Origin of the sequence: Rhodococcus sp. 2G (assembly GCF_001886355.1) — a bacterium.
In the GTDB taxonomy this organism is placed as follows: Bacteria; Actinomycetota; Actinomycetes; order Mycobacteriales; family Mycobacteriaceae; genus Rhodococcus; species Rhodococcus pyridinivorans.
In genome coordinates this window covers 4,920,098-4,941,643 of the sequence record NZ_CP018063.1, presented here as the reverse complement: position 1 = coordinate 4,941,643, position 21,546 = coordinate 4,920,098, and the positions used below count along the sequence as shown (strand labels likewise).

Here is a 21,546-nt window from a genome sequence, read left to right as displayed (position 1 = left end):
GCACGACGCCGACACGCGTTCTGCGCGCCGAACGTTCACCTGCCGTCCACCCGGACGTGAGATAACCGGAAGCACCATCGAGCAGAAGGACCAGCGGAATTGCCAGCCATAACCTCGACCCCCGTCGGCCGGTCCCCCATCCCCGACGAGTTCCTCCGCGCGTCGCACGCTCCACCCGCCCGCACCCTCGTCGACCTGCTGCGGAGCACTGCCGAAGCACATCCCGACGCCCCCGCGATCGACGACGGCGCGACGGTCCTCGAATACGCCGAACTGGTCGAGGCGGTGATCGCCGGTGCGTATGCGCTGAACGACGCGGGCGTCGGGGCCGGCGACAGGGTCGGGGTCCGCATGACCTCCGGGCGCAGCGACCTGTATGTGACGATTCTCTCCATTCTCGCCGCGGGCGCCGCGTACGTCCCCGTCGACGCCGACGATCCCGACGAGCGGGCCGAACTCGTGTTCTCGGAAGCGCAGGTCACCGCCATCGTCACGGACGAGGGCATCGGACCGGGCACGGCCGCGCCGTCGGGCACCCCGGTGGTGCGGGGCCCGAACCTCGATGACGACGCGTGGATCATCTTCACCTCCGGTTCAACCGGAACACCGAAGGGTGTCGCCGTCACCCACCGCAATGCGGCGGCCTTCGTCGACGCGGAAGCGCGGATGTTCTGCCAAGGGGAGCCGCTCGGTCCCGGCGACCGGGTCCTGGCCGGGCTGTCCGTGGCGTTCGACGCCTCGTGCGAGGAGATGTGGCTCGCCTGGCGGCACGGCGCCTGCCTGGTTCCGGCGCCCCGCGCGCTCGTCCGCTCCGGCATGGACCTCGGGCCGTGGCTCGTCTCGCGCAACATCAACGTCGTCTCCACGGTGCCCACCCTCGCGGCGATGTGGCCGGCCGAAGCCCTCGAGGCGGTGCGTCTGCTCATCTTCGGTGGCGAGGCCTGCCCACCCGATCTCGTCGAACGTCTCGCGGTTCGGGGACGCGAGGTGTGGAACACCTACGGCCCCACCGAGGCGACGGTCGTGGCCTGCGCGTCGCTGATGGACGGCACCGGACCGGTCCGCATCGGCCTGCCCCTCGACGGATGGGATCTCGCCGTCGTGGACGCCGACGGCAACCCCGTCGAGGAGGGCGCGACCGGTGAACTCGTCATCGGTGGTGTCGGCCTCGCGCGCTACCTCGATCCGGCGAAGGACGCCGAGAAGTACGCTCCGATGCCCATGCTCGGCTGGGACCGCGCCTACCGCAGCGGTGATCTCGTGACGCTCGACCGCGCCGGTCTGCTGTTCCAGGGACGCGCCGACGACCAGGTCAAGATCGGTGGCCGCCGCATCGAACTCGGCGAGGTCGACAACGCACTGCAGAACCTGCCCGGCGTGGCGGGCGGTGCGTGCGCGGTCCGCAAGACGGCCGCGGGACATTCGATCCTCGTGGGATACCTCGCCTCCACCGATCCGGACTTCGACATCGCGTCGGCCCACGACCTGCTGTCCGAACAACTCCCGGCCGCGCTCGTCCCCCGACTCGCGCTCGTCGACGAACTGCCCACCCGCACGTCCGGCAAGGTCGACCGCAACGCTCTGCCGTGGCCGCTGCCCGGCGCCGATGCCGACTCGGTGGAAGCACTCGGTCTCGATCCCACCGCCGAATGGGTCGCCGAACTGTGGACCGACATCCTCGGCGCCCGGATCGAGGGCGTCGACGACGACTTCTTCGAACTCGGCGGTGGTTCCCTCGCGGCGGCGCAACTCGTCACGGCGCTGCGGAGCCGGTATCCGGAGATGACCGTCGCAGAACTGTACGACCACCCGAGGCTCGGATCGCTCGCCGTCTACCTCGACGAACTCGCGCCGACGGAAGCGGCGACACCGCGAGAGGTGACCCCGGTGCCGCGGCTCGCCCAGCTCGGGCAGATCGCCGTGACCGCCGTCCTCACCACCCTCACCGGACTGCAGTGGGTGACCTGGCTGGCGATCCTGAACAACGTCGTCGCGCTCGTCGTGGACGTGCCGTGGACCGTCACCCTGTCGTGGTGGTGGGTCGCGCTCGGTGTCCTGCTGTTCCTCACGCCCGTCGGGCGCATGGCGATCTCCGTCGCGGGTTCGCGTCTGCTCCTGCGCGGCATAGAGCCCGGAAGCTACCCACGCGGTGGGAGCGTCCATCTCCGGCTGTGGACGGCTCTGCGACTGTCCGAGGCCGTGGGTGCCGTGAACATCTCGAGCGCTCCCTGGATGCGGCAGTACGCGCGGGCGCTGGGAGCGAAGGTCGGCCGCGACGTCGACCTGCACAGTCTTCCACCGGTCACCGGTCTCCTCGAACTCGGCGACGGGTGTGCCGTCGAGCCGGAGGTGGACCTCGGCGGCTACTGGGTGGACGGCGACGTCGTCCACATCGGAAGCATCCGGATCGGTGCCGGCGCCACGGTGGGCGCCCGCTCGTTTCTGGCCCCCGGCGCGCGGATCGGTAAGGACGCCGAAGTGGAGGCCGGATCCGCGGTGTTCGGTCGCGTGAAGGCCGGGCAGAACTGGTCGGGCTCCCCCGCCCGCAAGGCCGGCAAGGCCGACCGGCCGTGGCCCGCCGCGATACCGCCGCGGGGCGGCAGGTGGGTGCCGGTCTACGCGCTGTCGTCGATCCTGCTCGGCGGCCTGCCCGTCGTCTCGATCGCCGCCGGGGTCGCGCTGCTCGTGTGGTGGGTGCACGACACCCCCACCGTCTCCGACGCCGTGGTGCACTCCCTGGCGATGCTGCCCGTCGCGGCGCTGCTGACGATGTTCGTCTTCGCCCTGCTCACCCTGACGGCCGTGCGACTGCTTGCCGTCGGGATGACCGAGGGCTGGCATCCCGTGCGCAGCCGCGTGGGCTGGCAGGTGTGGTTCACCGAGCGCCTCATGGACTCCTCGCGCACCTTCCTGTTCCCGCTCTACGCGTCGATGCTCACCCCGATCTGGCTCCGATTGCTCGGCGCCGACATCGGTAAGGACGTCGAGGCGTCGACCGTGCTGATGGTTCCCAAGTTCACCAAGGTCGCCGATGGAGCGTTCCTCGCCGACGACACGATGGTCGCCTCCTACGAACTCGGCGGCGGGTGGCTGTACATCTCGCATGCGAAGGTCGGCAAGCGTGCCTTCCTCGGCAACTCGGGTATGGCGGCGCCGGGTCGGCGCGTCCCGAAGCACGGGCTCGTCGCGGTGCTCTCCGCGGCTCCGGAGAAGGCGAAATCCGGCTCGTCGTGGCTGGGCAGTCCCCCGGTGCGCCTGCGGCGCGCAAGCGGTGACAGCGACGCGAGCCGCACCTTCGCACCGCCGCTGAAACTGAAGATCGCGCGCGGCGCGGTGGAGACCTTCCGGCTCGTGCCCATGGTCGTCACCTACGGCATCGGGCTCGGTGTGCTCTTCGCACTCAACACCCTCGCCGTGCACTGGGGCTATCTCGCCGCTGCGCTGCTGGGCGGTCTCGTGCTCATGGTGGCCGGAGCCGTGGCGTGCCTCGTGACCGTGATCGCGAAATGGCTCGTCGTCGGTCGGATCGGACGCGTCGAGCACCCGCTGTGGAGTTCGTTCGTGTGGCGCAACGAGGTCTCCGACACCTTCGTGGAGACCGTGACGGCACCGTGGTTCGCCCGGGCCGCGGCGGGCACCGCCGTGATGAACCTGTGGCTGCGCGCGCTGGGGTCGAGGATCGGGCGCGGTGTGTGGTGCGAGAGCTACTGGCTGCCCGAGGCCGACCTGGTGTCCCTGGGCGACGGTGCGACCGTCGAACGCGGTTGCGTTGTACAGACCCACCTGTTCCATGATCGGATCATGTCCATGGACACCGTGACCCTCGGCGCCGGCGCCACGCTCGGCCCCCAATGCGTCGCGTTGCCCGCCTCGGGCATCGGCGACGGTGCCACCGTCGGCCCGGCCTCGCTGGTGATGCGCGGCGACGTCGTCCCGCCGTCCACTCGCTGGCAGGGCAATCCGATCACGCCGTGGACCACGCCGAACGACTGGTCGCCGCGGTGAAGCCCATCAAGGCCGCCAAGCCCGTCGCGCCGGTCGCCGCGGACCGGCCGCTCGACCCTTATCTGCCCGAGAGCGGGAACCGCGGCTACCGGGCCTCCCGCTACGAACTCGAACTCACCTACAAGGTCGTGTCCAATCGGCTCGACGGCCGGGCGAAGATCATCGCCACGACTACGGACGTGCGCGCCAAGTATTCGCTCGATCTCGCGCAGTCGATGCGAGTCACGAAGGTGACCGTCAACGGGCGACGTCCCGCCAAGTTCGCGCATCGTGGCGGCAAGCTCACCGTCACCCCCGCCGAGAAACTCCCTGCCGGGGCGGTCCTCGTCTTCGGTGTGCAGTACTCGGGGACCCCCACCCCACTGCGGACCATGTGGGGTGAGGTCGGCTGGGAAGAACTCGACGAGGGTTCGCTCGTCGCGAGTCAGCCCAACGGCGCACCCACCTGGTTCCCCTGCGACGACCATCCCGGTTCGAAAGCCACCTACCGCATCGCGGTCACCACCGACGCTCCGTTCGTCGCGATCGCGAACGGCACCCTCGTGCACAAGACCACGAAGGCGAGTCGCACCACCCGCGTCTACGAGCAACCCGAACCCATGGCGACCTATCTCGCCACGGTCCAGACCGGGCACTACGAGATACGCACCCTCTCAAACGAACCCGTGCCCCAGTACGGCATCCATCCGCCTCGGTTGCGCGCGGCGTTCGATCGGGACTTCGCTCGCCAGACCGAGATGCTCGAGTTGTTCACGCGCCTGTTCGGCCCGTACCCGTTCGCGCACTACACCGCTCTGGTGACCGACGACGACCTCGAGATCCCCCTCGAAGCACAGGGATTGTCGATCTTCGGCGCGAACTTCTGCGACGGCACCGGCCGCGAGGAACGGCTCGTCGCACACGAGTTGGCGCACCAGTGGTTCGGCAACAGCCTCACGCTGAACCGTTGGTGCGACATCTGGCTCCACGAAGGATTCGCGTGCTACGCGGAGTGGTTGTGGTCGGAGAACTCGGGCGGCAGGTCGGCGCATGCACATGCGCTCGACGCCCACCGGGGTCTGGCCCGCAAGCCGCAGGACATCCTGCTCGAGGATCCGGGCCCGAAGGACATGTTCGACGACCGCATCTACAAGCGCGGAGCGCTGACTTTGCACGCCCTGCGAGTGCAGCTCGGCGACGAGCCGTTCTTCACCCTCCTACGGACGTGGACCGCGGAACACCGGCACGGCAACGTGACGACGGCGCAGTTCAAGGATCTCGCCGCACGTTTCTCGGACGTCTCGCTCCGGCCGCTGTGGGAGGCGTGGTTGAGCACGCGAGAGCTTCCCCCGGCACCGACCGCCTAGTTCCGAGGGCGCAGAGATGCATCCAGTGCGCTCATCAACTGTCCGACACGACTTCTCGAGGTAGGGGCGATCGGATATCTGGACAGGACGTCGACCACCACGGGGGTCGCACGGCGCCGGGCGTCGTCGAGCGAGTCCTCAGCTGCCGTCGGGTCTCCGCCCGCACGGAGTTCGGCGATGCGCGCGACACTCGCAGCGGTACGCAGGATGTGCCCGACCTGAGTGGCCTTCGCGATCGGGTGCAGATAGGCAGCCGCGGCGGCATCGCCGGCACACCGCGCGGCGAGGGAAGCCGCTTCCGTCGGTGCATCCTTCGCAGCTCGGTGGGCATCCAGGGCGGCGACGCGCTGGAGTCTCGTTCGTCGCGCACCGTCGACGAATTCTCGCGCCGCATCGAGTGCTGAACGTGGACGACGGTCCTCGGGCACGGATTCCTCGAAGACGGGAAGCACGTCCTGTGCACTCTCCGTCACGTATCGGACGACCGCCCGCAGTTCGTCCATGGTGAGTTCGAAATCACCGGTCACGCTTGTCGCCGGCCCGTTCCGTCCCACGTATCCGAGCATAGCCCGACCGAATGTCCGCGTACGAGAAAAGGGGACCCGCGAAAGCGGTTCCCCTCCTCAAAGCCGAAGACCCCCAACAATGTTGGGGGTCTTCGGTAACGGGTGTTCGGCGGTGTCCTACTCTCCCACACCCTGTCGAGTGCAGTACCATCGGCGCAGACAGGCTTAGCTTCCGGGTTCGGAATGGGACCGGGCGTTTCCCTGTCGCTATGACCGCCGTAACTCTATGAAACAATAGTCCACGCAGATTCCTCGAATCACCTGCTGCTGCAGGATTTTCGGATCTGTGTGTGTTGTTTCAGATACCGCACAGTGGACGCGTAACATCTTCGTGGTAAGTCCTCGGCCTATTAGTACCGGTCACCTCCACCCATTGCTGGGCTTCCAGTTCCGGCCTATCAACCCGGTGGTCTGCCGGGGGCCTTACCCCCTCGAGGGGGTGAGAAACCTCATCTTGGAACAGGCTTCCCGCTTAGATGCTTTCAGCGGTTATCCCTTCCGAACGTAGCCAACCAGCCATGCCCCTGGCGGGACAACTGGCACACCAGAGGTTCGTCCGTCCCGGTCCTCTCGTACTAGGGACAGCCTTCCTCAAGTTTCTAACGCGCGCGGCGGATAGAGACCGAACTGTCTCACGACGTTCTAAACCCAGCTCGCGTGCCGCTTTAATGGGCGAACAGCCCAACCCTTGGGACCTACTCCAGCCCCAGGATGCGACGAGCCGACATCGAGGTGCCAAACCATCCCGTCGATATGGACTCTTGGGGAAGATCAGCCTGTTATCCCCGGGGTACCTTTTATCCGTTGAGCGACACCGCTTCCACATGCCGGTGCCGGATCACTAGTCCCGACTTTCGTCCCTGCTCGACCTGTCAGTCTCACAGTCAAGCTCCCTTGTGCACTTGCACTCGACACCTGATTGCCAACCAGGCTGAGGGAACCTTTGGGCGCCTCCGTTACATTTTGGGAGGCAACCGCCCCAGTTAAACTACCCACCAGGCACTGTCCCTGAACCAGATCATGGTCCGAGGTTAGAGGTCCAATACGATCAGAGTGGTATTTCAACAACGACTCCACCCATACTGGCGTATGAGCTTCACAGTCTCCCACCTATCCTACACAAACCGAACCGAACACCAATACCAAGCTATAGTGAAGGTCCCGGGGTCTTTTCGTCCTGCCGCGCGTAACGAGCATCTTTACTCGTAATGCAATTTCGCCGAGTCTGTGGTCGAGACAGCAGAGAAGTCGTTACGCCATTCGTGCAGGTCGGAACTTACCCGACAAGGAATTTCGCTACCTTAGGATGGTTATAGTTACCACCGCCGTTTACTGGGGCTTAAATTCTCAGCTTCGCGGAGTAAACCCCGCTAACCGGTCCTCTTAACCTTCCAGCACCGGGCAGGCGTCAGTCCGTATACATCGTCTTACGACTTCGCACGGACCTGTGTTTTTAGTAAACAGTCGCTTCTCTCTGGTCTCTGCGACCACCCCCAGCTCGGACCGCAAGGGCCGTCACCGGGCGTGGTCCCCCTTCTCCCGAAGTTACGGGGGCATTTTGCCGAGTTCCTTAACCACAGTTCTCTCGATCGCCTCGGTATTCTCTACCTGACCACCTGTGTCGGTTTGGGGTACGGGCCGTGTACCAACTCACTAGAGGCTTTTCTCGGCAGCATAGGATCACTGAATTCCCCTCAACGGGTACGCATCACCTCTCAGGCCGTATGTGACACGGATTTGCCTATGTCACGCCCTACCGGCTTACACCAGGTACTCCATCACCTGGCCCAGCTACCTTCCTGCGTCACCCCATCGCTTGACTACTACAATCAGGGTCCCGTGCAGCCATCCCCACAGTTCCCGAAGGAACAGCGGAAACTTTTGGACGGTTAGCACAACTGATTCGCCATTGGGCGCGGATACACGGGTACGGGAATATCAACCCGTTGTCCATCGACTACGCCTGTCGGCCTCGCCTTAGGTCCCGACTCACCCTGGGCGGATTAACCTGGCCCAGGAACCCTTGGTCATCCGGCGGACGAGTTTCTCACTCGTCTTTCGCTACTCATGCCTGCATTCTCACTCGCACAGCCTCCACACCTGGATCACTCCGGCGCTTCCACGGCTGCACGACGCTCCCCTACCCACCCACACCACTGCACACGTTCCCGCAGGAACGAATGGGTGTTGTGTGAGTGCCGCGGCTTCGGCGGTGTACTTGAGCCCCGCTACATTGTCGGCGCAGAACCACTTGACCAGTGAGCTATTACGCACTCTTTCAAGGGTGGCTGCTTCTAAGCCAACCTCCTGGTTGTCTCAGCGATCCCACATCCTTTTCCACTTAGTACACGCTTAGGGGCCTTAGCCGGCGATCTGGGCTGTTTCCCTCTCGACTACGAAGCTTATCCCCCGCAGTCTCACTGCCGCGCTCTCACTCACCGGCATTCGGAGTTTGGCTGATTTCGGTAAGCTTGTGGGCCCCCTAGACCATCCAGTAGCTCTACCTCCGGTGAGAAACACGCGACGCTGCACCTAAATGCATTTCGGGGAGAACCAGCTATCACGGAGTTTGATTGGCCTTTCACCCCTACCCACAACTCATCCCCTCAGTTTTCAACCTAAGTGGGTTCGGGCCTCCACGACGTCTTACCATCGCTTCACCCTGGCCATGGGTAGATCACTCCGCTTCGGGTCTAGAACATGCCACTCATGCGCCCTATTCGGACTCGCTTTCGCTACGACTACCCCACACGGGTTAACCTCGCGACATGCCACTAACTCGCAGGCTCATTCTTCAAAAGGCACGCCATCACCCACCACGAACTGAATCGTGCATCGGCTCTGACGGATTGTAAGCGCACGGTTTCAGGTACTATTTCACTCCCCTCCCGGGGTACTTTTCACCTTTCCCTCACGGTACTAGTCCGCTATCGGTCACCAGGGAGTATTCAGGCTTATCGGGTGGTCCCGACAGATTCACACCGGATTTCACGGGCCCGGTGCTACTCGGGTACTTTTCACGAGAGCCGGCAAGTTTTCGTCTACGGGATTCTCACCCTCTACGACAGGCCGTTCCAGACCACTTCGACTAACCAACCGGTTTCTTACTCTCGCCCGTCATGACAGTGACGGGAAGAAAAGCCCCACAACCCCACGGATGCAACGCCTGCCAGCTATCACACACCCATGGTTTAGCCTCATCCGCTTTCGCTCGCCACTACTCACGGAATCACATGTTGTTTTCTCTTCCTGTGGGTACTGAGATGTTTCACTTCCCCACGTTCCCTCCACACACCCTATATATTCAGATGCGGGTAACACGACATCACTCGTGCTGGGTTTCCCCATTCGGAAATCCTCGGATCACAGCTCGGTTGACAGCTCCCCGAGGCATATCGCAGCCTCCCACGTCCTTCATCGGCTCCTGGTGCCAAGGCATCCACCGTACGCTCATAAACACTTACAACAAAGATGCTCGCGTCCACTGTGCAGTTCTCAAACAACACACAACACCGAATACTCACCCCGTGGACTCCACGGAACTTTCTTCGACATCGTCGCTGATCAAACACATTGCGTGTTCTCTCAGGACCCAACAGTGCACCGATATAACCACCGCGACGAGGATCTGTATCCCCGCCATACGCGGTGATGGTTGTCAGCGTTCCACCCATGAGCTTCTGCCGTTCCACCTGCGGGAACGAAACAGTCTCTGCCCGTGAGGAAGTCACCTGTGTGACCCCTCGCCGGGAGAAATGCTCCTTAGAAAGGAGGTGATCCAGCCGCACCTTCCGGTACGGCTACCTTGTTACGACTTCGTCCCAATCGCCGATCCCACCTTCGACGGCTCCCTCCCACAAGGGGTTAGGCCACCGGCTTCGGGTGTTACCGACTTTCATGACGTGACGGGCGGTGTGTACAAGGCCCGGGAACGTATTCACCGCAGCGTTGCTGATCTGCGATTACTAGCGACTCCGACTTCACGGGGTCGAGTTGCAGACCCCGATCCGAACTGAGACCGGCTTTAAGGGATTCGCTCCACCTCACGGTATCGCAGCCCTCTGTACCGACCATTGTAGCATGTGTGAAGCCCTGGACATAAGGGGCATGATGACTTGACGTCGTCCCCACCTTCCTCCGAGTTGACCCCGGCAGTCTCCTGCGAGTCCCCACCATCACGTGCTGGCAACACAGGACAAGGGTTGCGCTCGTTGCGGGACTTAACCCAACATCTCACGACACGAGCTGACGACAGCCATGCACCACCTGTCTACCGGCCACAAGGGAAACCACATCTCTGCAGTCGTCCGGTACATGTCAAACCCAGGTAAGGTTCTTCGCGTTGCATCGAATTAATCCACATGCTCCGCCGCTTGTGCGGGCCCCCGTCAATTCCTTTGAGTTTTAGCCTTGCGGCCGTACTCCCCAGGCGGGGCGCTTAATGCGTTGGCTACGGCACGGATCCCGTGGAAGGAAACCCACACCTAGCGCCCACCGTTTACGGCGTGGACTACCAGGGTATCTAATCCTGTTCGCTACCCACGCTTTCGCTCCTCAGCGTCAGTTACTGCCCAGAGACCCGCCTTCGCCACCGGTGTTCCTCCTGATATCTGCGCATTTCACCGCTACACCAGGAATTCCAGTCTCCCCTGCAGTACTCGAGTCTGCCCGTATCGCCTGCAAGCCCGCAGTTGAGCTGCGGGATTTCACAGACGACGCGACAAACCGCCTACGAGCTCTTTACGCCCAGTAATTCCGGACAACGCTCGCACCCTACGTATTACCGCGGCTGCTGGCACGTAGTTGGCCGGTGCTTCTTCTCCCACTACCGTCACTTGCGCTTCGTCATGGGTGAAAGAGGTTTACAACCCGAAGGCCGTCATCCCTCACGCGGCGTCGCTGCATCAGGCTTGCGCCCATTGTGCAATATTCCCCACTGCTGCCTCCCGTAGGAGTCTGGGCCGTGTCTCAGTCCCAGTGTGGCCGGTCGCCCTCTCAGGCCGGCTACCCGTCGTCGCCTTGGTAGGCCATTACCCCACCAACAAGCTGATAGGCCGCGGGCTCATCCTGCACCGAAAAACTTTCCACCCCAGAACATGCATCCCGAGGTCATATCCGGTATTAGACCCAGTTTCCCAGGCTTATCCCAGAGTGCAGGGCAGATCACCCACGTGTTACTCACCCGTTCGCCACTAATCCACCCAGCAAGCTGGGCTTCATCGTTCGACTTGCATGTGTTAAGCACGCCGCCAGCGTTCGTCCTGAGCCAGGATCAAACTCTCCGTTGAAGACTCACAATCACCCCCAAAAAGGGGCAATCAGTCAAAGACAAAAGAGTCAAATCACTAGCAAAAAAACTCAAACTAGCTCAAACACTGGACCACCGCAGACGGAAGAATGCGATGTCCAGCAACAACCACCCACAAAAGTGAAGTGGCCGCACCAAAATTATTTGGCACTGACATTCATCGGCACACTGTTGAGTTCTCAAAGAACACGCACACACCATCGCTCCCGAACCTTCCGATTCGTTCACTCCGGGGTGACTGTTCATCCGAGGGCCTTCCGGCTCTCGGGCACGGCTCCAAACCTTACCAGAAGGTTTCGAACCAGTGAAATCTGCAGGCGCCTTCGTCCAACCTCGTTGTCCCGTTCCTCTCGGCCCGGGTCGGTGTCCGTGTCGCTCTGACCTGGAATAAGTTACGCGAACATCTCCGAGAACACCAAATCGCCAGGTCAGAGCTGGTTTATCGACTTACGAAGCGTCGTTGTGAGGGTGTTCAGGGGACCCAGTACTTCGCCGCGAGGTGCTGGACGATCGGATCGTCCTCGCCGGCCTGCTCCAGCATCGCGAGGTCGCTGCGGAGATCCATGAGGCGAGGGTCGTCCCCTTCGGCGTCGCCGATCGGCCGGCCTCCGTCCTCGGCGCGCTGCCGCAGGATCTTCTCCCGAACCCGGTCCTTCAACGACTCAGCCATGAGAGAAGCATGCTGCGCGGTGACCGGGTTGTCGAGGATTTCGGCGCCGTGTCCGAGACCGCTCTCGTGCGCGCCGATAGTCGCGGTCGCTTCGCGTCAACGGTCCTTGTCCCGGAAGACCCGGACGGCCATAGGCAGCACCACGGCGAGAGCGCCGATGATCAGGACCAAGGAGAACAGTTCCATCAACATGTCTCCATCATCCGTGCGAATCGCACACCGCGCAGAAACGTCGAAGGCCCCTCACCGTGGTGAGGGGCCTTCGTTGAGCTGCCTGTCGGAATCGAACCGACGACCTTTTCATTACGAGTGAAATGCTCTACCGACTGAGCTAAGGCAGCGAGCCTTTCGGCGTCCGAAGTCTAGCGGACTACCCCCACCCCGATGCAAACCGGCACTTCGGCTACCGGAACGCCGAGCTCAACCGGGCTGCAAGCGCCGCGAGAGCGAAGCGGGGTTTGACGTTCTGGCCGAGCGCCTCCCGGCAGTCGAGGATGGCTTCGATGCACTCGAGCAGCGACTCCGGCCGGGTCCTCGCCGCGAGGTCGGCCGCACGATCCGACATGTCCGGATGGTTGAGCGTGACCCGCGATCCGAAGGCGTGCACCAGTGCGTCCCGGTAGAGACCGGCGAGATCGATCAGGGCTCGGTCCATGATGTCGCGCTCGGTTCGCGTCTTCCGCGACTTCTGAGTGCGTTCGAGTTCCTTGAGGACCCCGGCCGAACCGCGAAGCGCACCCGCGGCACCCTTGCCGGTACCGCCGGCACCGAGCGCGGTCTTCAGCTCTTCGGTCTCGCGCTCGTCGCGCTCCGCACTGATCTCCTTCGCCTCGGTCTCGGCGCTGCGGCCGAGGTCGTCGGCTGCGGAATAGGTGGTGGCGGGGCGCAGGACCGCGCCGGCGACAGCGAGGGCACGTGCCCGGTTGTCGCGGGCGCCCTCGTCGGTGGCCAACCGTCGGGCCCGGCCGACGTGGCCTGCGCTGACGGATGCGGCCCACTGCGCCGTCTTCGGATCGATGCGGTCGGTGGCCTCGAGGACGCGCGCGATGGCGTCGGCGCTGGGAGTGACCAACCCGATGTGACGGCAGCGCGAGCGCAGCGTCACCGAGATGTCCTCTGGATCGACCGACGGCGCACACAGGAGGAAGACCGTTCGCTGCGGAGGTTCCTCGACCACCTTCAGCAGCGCGTTCGCGGCGCCTTCGGTGAGACGGTCGGCGTCCTCGATCACCACGACCTGCCATCGGCCCGTGCTGGGACGCCGCGACGCGACCTGCACGATGTCGCGCATCGACTTGACGCTGATCGTCAGTCCCTCGGGCACGACCCGCCGTACGTCGCCGTGGGTGCCGGCCATCGTGGTGGTGCAGGCGTGGCATCGCCCGCAGCCGGAAGTTTCCTCGTCGGTGCACTGCAGGGCGGCGGCGAAACACAGCGCCGCGACCGAGCGACCGGACCCGGGAGGACCGGTGAACAGCCACGAGTGCGTCATCGCCGACCCGGTGTCGCCCCGACGGGCAGCTACCGCGGCCGCGACGAGTTCGGTCTCGACATCGCGTTGACCGACGAGACGATCGAAGACCCCGGGCATGCGCTCAGCCTAACGACCGGGTCCGACGGGTCCGGATCACGTGTCCGAAACGTTCAAGACGGCCGCACGTGCTCGGTCCTACCGTCGGGCCATGACCATTCATTTCTCCGCAGTGGGGCTCGTCGTCGCCGATCTCGATCGGTCCTTCGCGTGCTATCGAGTGCTCGGCCTCGACCTGCCCACCGAAGCACCCGAGGTACCGCACTTCGAGGTCACTCTCCCCGGTGGTCTGCGCCTGATGTGGGACACCGTCGAGTCCGTCAGCAGCTTCGATCCGGAGTTCGAGCCGTCGTCCGGAGGCGGGGCGGCGCTCGCCTTCGACTGTGGCTCCCCCGACGCGGTCGACGAGACACTTGCGGCGTTGATCGAGGCCGGGTGCACGTCGACGAAGGCACCTTGGGACGCATTCTGGGGACAGCGCTACGCGAGCGCGATGGATCCGGACGGCCACAGTCTCGACCTGTTCGCCGCGCTCCCGGGATGACTCCGGACGAGTTCACCGAGGGTGACACCCGACAGCGCACGAACCTCCCGGGCCAGATGCGCCTGGTCGCTGTACCCGCAGTCGGCTGCGACACGGGCGAAGTCGTCACCGGCCCGGGCACGCGCGACCGCCCGACGGAAGCGCAGCACCCGCGACAACGTCTTCGGTCCGTATCCGTAGGCCCGAGCCGAGCGACGACGCAGCGTCCTGTCGCTCCAGCCGAGGGTCGCGGCGACCTCCGTGACGGCCGCACCGGCGGCCAGCGCCCGCGCGAGGTCGGCCATCGGATCGTGTTCGTCGACCGCGCCCCGCACGGCGTCGACAAGCGCAGCGACGGGATCGTCCTCGGCTCGAACCGCGAGGAGACGCACACGACGTGACGGCCACAGATCGTCGAGCGGAACCCGTCGATCGGTCAGCTCGCTCGCGTCGACACCGAAGAACCGCGGCCCCAGGCCGGGTTCGAACCGGACGGCCGTCAGCGGTCGATCCGCCGCCAGATCGGAGAACTGGGACGTCGTGTCCGGGCCGGCGACGAGGAAGCCGTCGGCGTGCCGAATGAGGTCCATGCAGCCGTCCGGCAGCACGTGGGTTCCGCCCACGCGGGCACCGGACGGCCCGGACCGCCACAGTGTGACACCGAGGATTCCCGACGGCAGTTCGCGGTACACACCGTGAGGCTATCCGCGTACCCCGACGGGAACCGTCAGTCCGTCGTCTTCTTCGCGGCGGCCTTCTTCGTCGTCTTCTTCGCCGCCGTCTTCTTGGCGGTGGTCTTCTTGGCGGCAGTCTTCTTCGCCGCCGTCTTCTTCGCGGTCTTCTTGGCCGGACCGCGTGCCCGACGGTCGGCGAGCAGCTCGGATGCCCGCTCGTCGGTGATGGACTCGACCTCGTCGCCCTTGCGCAGGCTCGCGTTCGTCTCACCGTCGGTGACGTACGGACCGAACCGGCCGTCCTTGATCACCATCTGCTTGCCGCTGACCGGGTCGGTGCCCAGCTCGCGCAGCGGCGGCGTGGCGGCGGCCTGCCGGCCGCGGCGCTTCGGCTCCGCGTAGATCTTCAGCGCCTCGTCGAGCGTGATCGTGAAGATCTGCTCCTCGTTGGCGAGCGACCGCGAGTCGCTGCCCTTCTTCAGGTACGGACCGTAGCGGCCGTTCTGGGCGGTGATCTCCTCGCCGGACTCCGGATCGACACCCACCACGCGCGGCAGCGACAGCAGTTTCAGGGCGTCTTCCAGGGTGACCGTGGACAGGTCCATCGTCTTGAACAGCGAACCCGTCCGCGGCTTCGGACCGGTCTTCTTCGCGGGAGCCTTCTTCGCCGCTTTCTTGGCGACGGCCTTCTTGGTGGCGGTCTTCGTGCCGCCCTCTCCCTCCGAGCCGAGTTCATCGACGGGGATGGGCGTGACGTCCGGCTCCGGTTCGGGCTCGGGTTCCGGATCGGGGATCAGCTCGGTCACGTAGGGACCGAAGCGACCCTCCCGCGCGACGATCTCGTAGCCGGTCGACGGATCGACACCGAGGACACGTCCCTCCTGCGGCGTCGAGAAGAGTTTCTCGGCGTATTCGAGGGTGAGCTCGTCCGGCGGCAGGTCGTCGGGCAGGTTCGCGCGCTGCGAGGTCGGCTCGGCGTCGGGGTTGTTCGGGTCGGTGACCATCCGTTCGAGGTACGGACCGAAGCGGCCCACACGCACGTGGATCTCGCGACCCTCGGAGTCGTCGAACAGGCGGATGGAGTTGATCTCGCGGGCGTCGATGTCCTCGAGGTTCTCCCCCACCAGCTTCTTCAGGCCGCCCTTGCGCGCGACCGACTCCTCGTGACCGTCGTCGCTGCCGAAGTAGAACCGCGTCAGCCAGTCGGTGCGCTGCCGGTGACCGGAGGCGATCTCGTCGAGATCGTCCTCCATCCCGGCCGTGAAGTCGTAGTCGACGAGCTGGGCGAAGTGCGCCTCGAGCAGGCCGATGACGGCGAACGCCACCCACGACGGGACGAGCGCGCTGCCACGCTTGTAGACGTAGCCGCGGTCGAGGATGGTCTTGATGATCGACGCGTAGGTCGAGGGCCGGCCGATCCCGAGCTCTTCGAGCGTCTTGATCAGGCTCGCCTCGGTGTACCGGGCCGGCGGGTTGGTGGAGTGACCGTCCGGATCGAGCTTCGTCGCGGTGACCGAGGCACCCTCGGACAGGTTCGGCAGGCGCGACTCCGCGTCGTCCGACTGACCACCGGCCTCCTCGTCGACACTCTCGACGTATGCCTTGAGGAAGCCCGGGAACGTGATGGTGCGACCCGACGACGAGAAGGTGCACTCCTCGCCGGTGCCCGCGGTGCCGGTGATGCGCAGCGTCAGCGTGGTGCCCCGCGCGTCGGCCATCTGGGAGGCGACGGTGCGCTGCCAGATGAGCTCGTAGAGCTTGAACTCGTCGCCGTCGAGGCGCGCGTGCAGCTCGCCGGGGGTCGCGAAGACGTCGCCGGCGGGACGGATCGCCTCGTGTGCTTCCTGCGCGTTCTTGACCTTGCGGGTGTACTGGCGCGGCGTCGGATGGACGAACTCGGCACCGTACAGCTGGGTGGCCTGTGCGCGGGCCGCCGCGATCGCCGACTCGGACAGCGTCGTCGAGTCGGTACGCATGTAGGTGATGTAGCCGTTCTCGTACAGACGCTGCGCGGTGCGCATGGTGCGCTCGGACGAGAACCGCAGCTTGCGGCCCGCCTCCTGCTGCAGCGTCGACGTCATGAACGGCGCGTAGGGCTTGCGGGTGTACGGCTTGCTCTCGGCCGACGACACCGTCAACGCGACACCGGCGAGTGCCTCCGCGAGGCGGCGGGCGCGGTCCTCGTCGAGGACGACGACACCGTTCGACTTCAGGTTCCCGTCGGGCCCGAAGTCGCGACCCGAGGCAACACGGGAACCGTCGACGTTGACCAGGCGGGCACCGAACGACCGGGGGCTCGCGTCGGCGCCGGCGTCCATCGTGGCCGCGATGTCCCAGTACTCGGCGGACTTGAACGCCATGCGCTCGCGTTCGCGCTGCACGATCACGCGGGTCGCCACCGACTGCACACGACCCGCCGACAGACGGGGCATGACCTTCTTCCACAGCACGGGACTGACCTCGTAACCGTAGAGACGGTCGAGGATGCGGCGGGTCTCCTGCGCGTCGACCAGGTCGTTGTCGAGGTCGCGGGTGTTCTCGGCGGCCGCGCGGATAGCGGGCTCGGTGATCTCGTGGAAGACCATGCGCCGGACCGGCACCTTGGGCTTCAGGGTCTCGAGCAGGTGCCAGGCGATGGCCTCGCCCTCGCGGTCGGGGTCGGTGGCGAGGTAGAGCTCGTCGGCGTCCTTGAGCAGGCTCTTCAGCTCCGAGACCTTGGTCTTCTTGTCGGCGCTGACGACGTAGAGGGGTTCGAAGTCGTGATCGACGTCGACACCGAGGCGCGCCCACGACTCGCCCTTGTACTTGGCGGGGACGTCCGCGGCACCGCGCGGCAGGTCGCGGATGTGACCGACCGATGCCTCGACGACGTAGTCGCGGCCGAGGTAGGGGGCGATCTTCCTCGCCTTGGTCGGGGACTCGACGATCACGAGCCGACGCGTGCCCGACGAACCGCCCGCAGTGCTCTTCTCCCGTGCTGCCACCGTGCCGCCCGCACCTTCCCTCATTGCCGACATGTCGCCTTGTTCGAAGACATGTATACCGACCCGTTCCCCAGACGCGGCCACACACAGGGTCGCACATCCTCGGGGAACGGCTCTTCACAAGTGATGATCACCCGGTTCCACGTGCGGCCAGATCCGTCGTGCCGCGTCGGCGTCCGGAGGTGCACCGATGTTCTCGACGAGCCTCGTCAGACGCCTCCGGCCGGAGATCCTCAACCCCGGTCCACCGGTGCCGTGCGTACCGATCAGGGTCGGTGCGATGCCGGCGCGCATGAGCGCCTGCGCCAGAACTGCATGAGTGTCGGGAGCCGTCGCATCCAGACCGAGAACATACTGTGCTCCCTCGACCTCCATGCGACCGGACGCGAGGAACCACGCCCGCTGGGCCCGCGAGGACGGGATCCAGCCGGTCGGGACCGTCTTGCCGTCGTCGCTGCTCCACTGGGTCGCGAGCGGGATGAGAGCGGGGTCGACGGATGTGCTGACGGTGAACAGCTCGCCGTCGACGGCGATGTCCGCCTCGACTCCCGTGTCGGTCACGAGCTGCCCGATCGCACGGGCGCGCCATTCGGCGTCGACCTCCACGGTCAGCACCGCGCCGTCGTCGGTGAGACGCGCACGTCCGTGTGCCGCGAGCAGGCCGCTCAGGTCGGCCAGGGCCGGCGGCATCGTGTCGGCCCCGAAGAAGGACAGTTGACTCACGGGTCCTCCTCTCCCGGCTCCGTGAGCGCGACGAGGCGGTGAGGTCCCACGACCGGTTCGCGCACACGTCCCGGAAATGCATCGTCCCCCATCACCTGAGGCGACGGGGGACGATCGGGCGAGGTGGTTGACCTTGCCCGGTTGCTCGCTCGAGCGGGTGGATCAGAGTGCGCGCACGCCGGTGGCCTGCGGGCCCTTGGTGCCCTGACCGACCTCGAACTCGACTCGCTGGTTCTCCTCGAGGGTGCGGAAGCCGGAACCCTGGATCTCGGAGTAGTGAACGAACACGTCGGCGGAGCCGTCCTCAGGAGCGATGAAGCCGAAGCCCTTCTCCGCGTTGAACCACTTCACAGTGCCCTGTGCCATGCTTTTCCTTCTCTTTCTAACACCGGATTCGACGAACCGCCGGGTACGCGATCCGCCAGGTCCCGGTTCCGACCGCTGTACTTCTCGAGTCCCCCGTTGGAAGAGCTAAAGCACCGCGCTCGCAACCATCGATCCTGCGAGCGTGCACTTTTCCAAGTCTACGAACACAGAAGCTGCGACCGGGTGTCAGTCAACCACGTTCTGGGCACGCGCAACAGTAGGAATGGGCACAAACGTGCCAATTCCCTGATCTTGTTCATGTCTCGGTAGCATTACCCACGGGTAGCTGTTGCTCCCATGTTACGGGAGGCCACTGTGGCCCCACTCGTCCCGGACCCGGGTCTCCCGCATCCGACACAGCCTCGCCGTATCCGACACATTCCTATCCGACAGACGTTTTCGACAGACACCTCGTCCGACCCAGCGGAGTACTGCGTGACCGGCTCGCCCTTCCTCCACAACGGCGACGCCACCGCCCCCACCTACGGTCGCGAGCTGCTCGACCGGCTGCTCGCCGGCACCCCGACGCGCGAGTCACCGCTGACCCACGTCGCAGAGATCCCGGCCCGGCCCGCCCACCACAGCGACTGGCCGCAGTGGGCGCACGAGGACGTCGTCCGGGCCTTCCGCGACCAGGGCGTCCAGCGTCCCTGGCACCACCAGGCGAGCGCCGCCGACATCGCGGCCGGCGGGGAGAACGTGGTGGTGTCCACCGGCACCGCGTCGGGCAAGTCGGTCGCCTACCAGCTGCCCATCCTGAGCGCGCTCGCCGACGACCCGCAGGCCACCGCTCTCTACCTGTCGCCCACCAAGGCCCTCGGCGCCGACCAGCTGCGCGCGGTCACCGAACTGACCTCCGACATCGACGGCCTGTCGACCGTGTGCGCGTGTGCCTACGACGGCGACACCTCCACCGAGATCCGGCAGTGGACGCGCCGGCACTCGCGCTGGATCTTCACCAATCCCGACATGCTGCACCTGTCGCTGTTGCCCGCCCACGCACGATGGGCCCGGCTGTGGCGCCGCCTGCGGTACGTCGTCGTCGACGAATGCCACTCCTACCGGGGTGTGTTCGGCTCGCACGTCGCCCTGATCCTGCGTCGGCTCCGGCGCGTGGCCCGCCGGTACGGCGCCGATCCCGTCTTCGTCCTCGCCTCCGCGACGACCGCGGAACCGGGGGCAGCGGCGTCCCGGCTCATCGGAGCACCCTGCCGCGAGATCACCGAGGACGGCTCGCCGCACGGACCCCGCACGGTCGCGATGTGGGAGCCGCCCCTGCTGCGCGAACTCACGGGCGAACACGGCGCCCCGGTGCGGCGGGCCGCCGGGACCGAGGCCGCGCGCCTTCTCGCCGACCTCGTCGTCGAGGGTGCCCGCACCCTGGCGTTCGTCCGGTCGCGTCACGGCGCCGAGCTCACGGCCATGGGTGCACGTCGGCTTCTCGCCGAGGCGGCACCGGATCTCGTCGACCGGGTGGCGGCCTACCGGGCGGGCTACCTCGCCGAGGACCGGCGCGACCTCGAGGCCGCGCTCTCCGACGGCCGTCTGCTCGGCGTCGCCAGCACCAACGCCCTCGAACTCGGCGTGGACATCGCCGGTCTGGACGCGGTGATCGTCGCCGGATTCCCGGGCACGGTCGCGTCCTTCCGTCAGCAGGGCGGTCGCGCCGGTCGCCGCGGGCAGGGTTCGCTCGTCGTGCTGGTCGCGCGGGACGATCCGCTCGACACCTATCTCGTGCACCATCCGCAGGCACTGCTCGACCGGCCGGTCGAGGCGACGGTCACCGATCCGAACAATCCGTACGTGCTCGGGCCCCAGCTTCTCTGCGCCGCATCGGAACTGCCGATCAGCGATGCCGAGGTCGAGGAGTTCGGCGCGCTCGACGTCCTCACGGACCTCGCGGAGCAGGGACTGATCCGCCGCCGCCCGCACGGCTGGTTCGTCACCCCGGGAACGCAACCGCACGGCGATGTCGAGATCCGCGGCGGGATCGGCCGCCAGGTCTCGATCGTCGAGGGCGACACCGGTCGCATGCTCGGCACCGTCGACGCCGCCCGCGCCCCCGCGACCGTCCATCCCGGAGCTGTGCACCTGCACCAGGGTGAGACCGTCGTCGTCGACGAGTTGTATCTCGAGGATGGCATCGCCCTCGTGCACGCCGAGGACCCGGAATGGTCGACGAGCGCACGCGAGATCACCGACATCTGTTGCATCTCCGTCGACGAACACCGCGAGTTCGGACCCGTCACCGTCGCGTCCGTGGGGGTCGAGGTGACGCACCGGGTGGTCGGCTATCTGCGCCGCCTGCCGTCCGGAGAGGTGCTCGACCAGATTCCCCTCGACATGCCCGAGCACACGCTCGACACCCGCGCGGTGATGTACACGATCGACCCCGACCTGCTCGACCGGATCGGGGTGACCCCCGATCGCGTGCCCGGGGCACTCCACGCCGCCGAGCACGCCGCGATCGGCCTGCTCCCCCTGCTCGCGACGTGCGATCGGGGCGACATCGGCGGCGTCTCCACCGATCTGCACCCCGACACCGGGCTGCCCACCGTCTTCGTCTACGACGGACAGCCCGGCGGCGCCGGATTCGCCGAACGCGGATACCACCGGATCACCAAGTGGCTCACCGCGACCCGCGATGCGGTCGCGGCCTGCGAATGTGCCGCCGGATGCCCGTCGTGCGTGTACTCCCCCAAGTGCGGGAACGGCAACGATCCGCTCGACAAGGCCGGGGCGGTCGCGGTCCTCGATGCCGTCCTCGCTGCGATCGAGGGGTGACGGCGATTCAGGCCACCGGCGCGCCTACTCGGCCGGATCCGGGACGGGCACGGCTGCCGGCAGCCG

11 protein-coding genes, 1 tRNA gene and 3 rRNA genes are annotated in these 21,546 nt (G+C 65.8%); 4 read left to right on the top strand and 11 right to left on the bottom strand.

What is annotated here, in order from left to right; genetic code table 11:
* The first annotated feature begins 99 nt into the window (after positions 1-99).
* A complete protein-coding gene (locus BO226_RS23445) occupies positions 100-4,005 on the top strand; it encodes a Pls/PosA family non-ribosomal peptide synthetase (RefSeq protein WP_071936192.1) in 3,906 nt (1,301 codons plus the stop codon).
* On the top strand, positions 3,972-5,351 hold the full coding sequence (locus BO226_RS23440; protein WP_033096938.1) for a M1 family metallopeptidase: 1,380 nt from the start codon (positions 3,972-3,974) through the stop codon (positions 5,349-5,351). Before BO226_RS23445 ends, BO226_RS23440 begins: the two co-directional genes overlap by 34 nt.
* Here BO226_RS23440 and BO226_RS23435 read toward each other — a convergent pair.
* The 7 genes from BO226_RS23435 to BO226_RS23405 form a co-directional block, all read right to left on the bottom strand.
* Entirely contained in the window at positions 5,348-5,878 is a 531-nt protein-coding gene (locus BO226_RS23435; protein ID WP_006550533.1) for a putative immunity protein, read from the bottom strand. The genes BO226_RS23440 and BO226_RS23435 overlap by 4 nt on opposite strands.
* 143 nt (positions 5,879-6,021) lie before the next feature.
* Positions 6,022-6,138, bottom strand: a 5S ribosomal RNA gene (gene rrf, locus BO226_RS23430).
* 109 nt (positions 6,139-6,247) lie between these two features.
* A 23S ribosomal RNA gene (locus tag BO226_RS23425) occupies positions 6,248-9,383 on the bottom strand.
* A 300-nt stretch (positions 9,384-9,683) separates the two neighbouring features.
* Positions 9,684-11,205, bottom strand: a 16S ribosomal RNA gene (locus BO226_RS23420).
* The 16S, 23S and 5S rRNA genes sit together here, the layout of an rRNA operon.
* 492 nt (positions 11,206-11,697) lie before the next feature.
* Positions 11,698-11,895, bottom strand: coding sequence for a hypothetical protein (locus tag BO226_RS23415; RefSeq protein WP_006552400.1), 198 nt, complete (start codon positions 11,893-11,895; stop codon positions 11,698-11,700).
* 268 nt (positions 11,896-12,163) lie between these two features.
* Positions 12,164-12,236 (bottom strand) — tRNA-Thr (locus BO226_RS23410).
* 62 nt (positions 12,237-12,298) lie between these two features.
* Positions 12,299-13,486 (bottom strand): DNA polymerase III subunit delta', encoded by a 1,188-nt coding sequence (locus BO226_RS23405; protein WP_071936191.1) that lies wholly within the window; start codon positions 13,484-13,486, stop codon positions 12,299-12,301.
* A 91-nt stretch (positions 13,487-13,577) separates the two neighbouring features.
* Between BO226_RS23405 and BO226_RS23400 the strand changes: the two genes are divergently transcribed.
* A complete protein-coding gene (locus tag BO226_RS23400; RefSeq protein WP_041803956.1) occupies positions 13,578-13,970 on the top strand; it encodes a VOC family protein in 393 nt (130 codons plus the stop codon).
* Here BO226_RS23400 and BO226_RS23395 read toward each other — a convergent pair.
* The 4 genes from BO226_RS23395 to BO226_RS23380 all read right to left on the bottom strand — a co-directional run bounded on the left by BO226_RS23395 (position 13,907) and on the right by BO226_RS23380 (position 18,696).
* Positions 13,907-14,641 carry a helix-turn-helix domain-containing protein gene (locus BO226_RS23395; protein WP_071936190.1) on the bottom strand — a complete coding sequence of 245 codons (735 nt, stop codon included), beginning with the start codon at positions 14,639-14,641 and terminating at the stop codon, positions 13,907-13,909. The two genes, BO226_RS23400 and BO226_RS23395, sit on opposite strands and share 64 nt — an antisense overlap.
* Before the next feature lie 35 nt (positions 14,642-14,676).
* Positions 14,677-17,631 (bottom strand): type I DNA topoisomerase, encoded by a 2,955-nt coding sequence (topA, locus tag BO226_RS23390; protein ID WP_387398848.1) that lies wholly within the window; start codon positions 17,629-17,631, stop codon positions 14,677-14,679.
* 93 nt (positions 17,632-17,724) lie between these two features.
* Positions 17,725-18,330 (bottom strand): hypothetical protein, encoded by a 606-nt coding sequence (locus BO226_RS23385; protein ID WP_071936189.1) that lies wholly within the window; start codon positions 18,328-18,330, stop codon positions 17,725-17,727.
* 162 nt (positions 18,331-18,492) lie between these two features.
* On the bottom strand, positions 18,493-18,696 hold the full coding sequence (locus BO226_RS23380) for a cold-shock protein (protein ID WP_003935252.1): 204 nt from the start codon (positions 18,694-18,696) through the stop codon (positions 18,493-18,495).
* Positions 18,697-19,131: 435 nt separating this feature from the next.
* On the opposite strand from BO226_RS23380, the gene BO226_RS23375 reads away from it, so the two are divergent.
* Positions 19,132-21,480: a DEAD/DEAH box helicase gene (locus tag BO226_RS23375; protein WP_071936188.1), complete on the top strand. Its 2,349-nt coding sequence runs from the start codon at positions 19,132-19,134 to the stop codon at positions 21,478-21,480.
* Positions 21,481-21,546 lie beyond the last annotated feature (66 nt).

What these genes read in the sequence shown, in the direction of transcription:
- BO226_RS23415 (WP_006552400.1), bottom strand. Translation starts at nt 11,895, where the DNA reads ATGGCTGAGTCGTTGAAGGACCGGGTTCGGGAGAAGATCCTGCGGCAG.
- BO226_RS23405 (WP_071936191.1), bottom strand. Translation starts at nt 13,486, where the DNA reads ATGCCCGGGGTCTTCGATCGTCTCGTCGGTCAACGCGATGTCGAGACC.
- BO226_RS23400 (WP_041803956.1), top strand. Translation starts at nt 13,578, where the DNA reads ATGACCATTCATTTCTCCGCAGTGGGGCTCGTCGTCGCCGATCTCGAT.
- topA (WP_387398848.1), bottom strand. Translation starts at nt 17,631, where the DNA reads ATGAGGGAAGGTGCGGGCGGCACGGTGGCAGCACGGGAGAAGAGCACT.
- BO226_RS23380 (WP_003935252.1), bottom strand. Translation starts at nt 18,696, where the DNA reads ATGGCACAGGGCACTGTGAAGTGGTTCAACGCGGAGAAGGGCTTCGGC.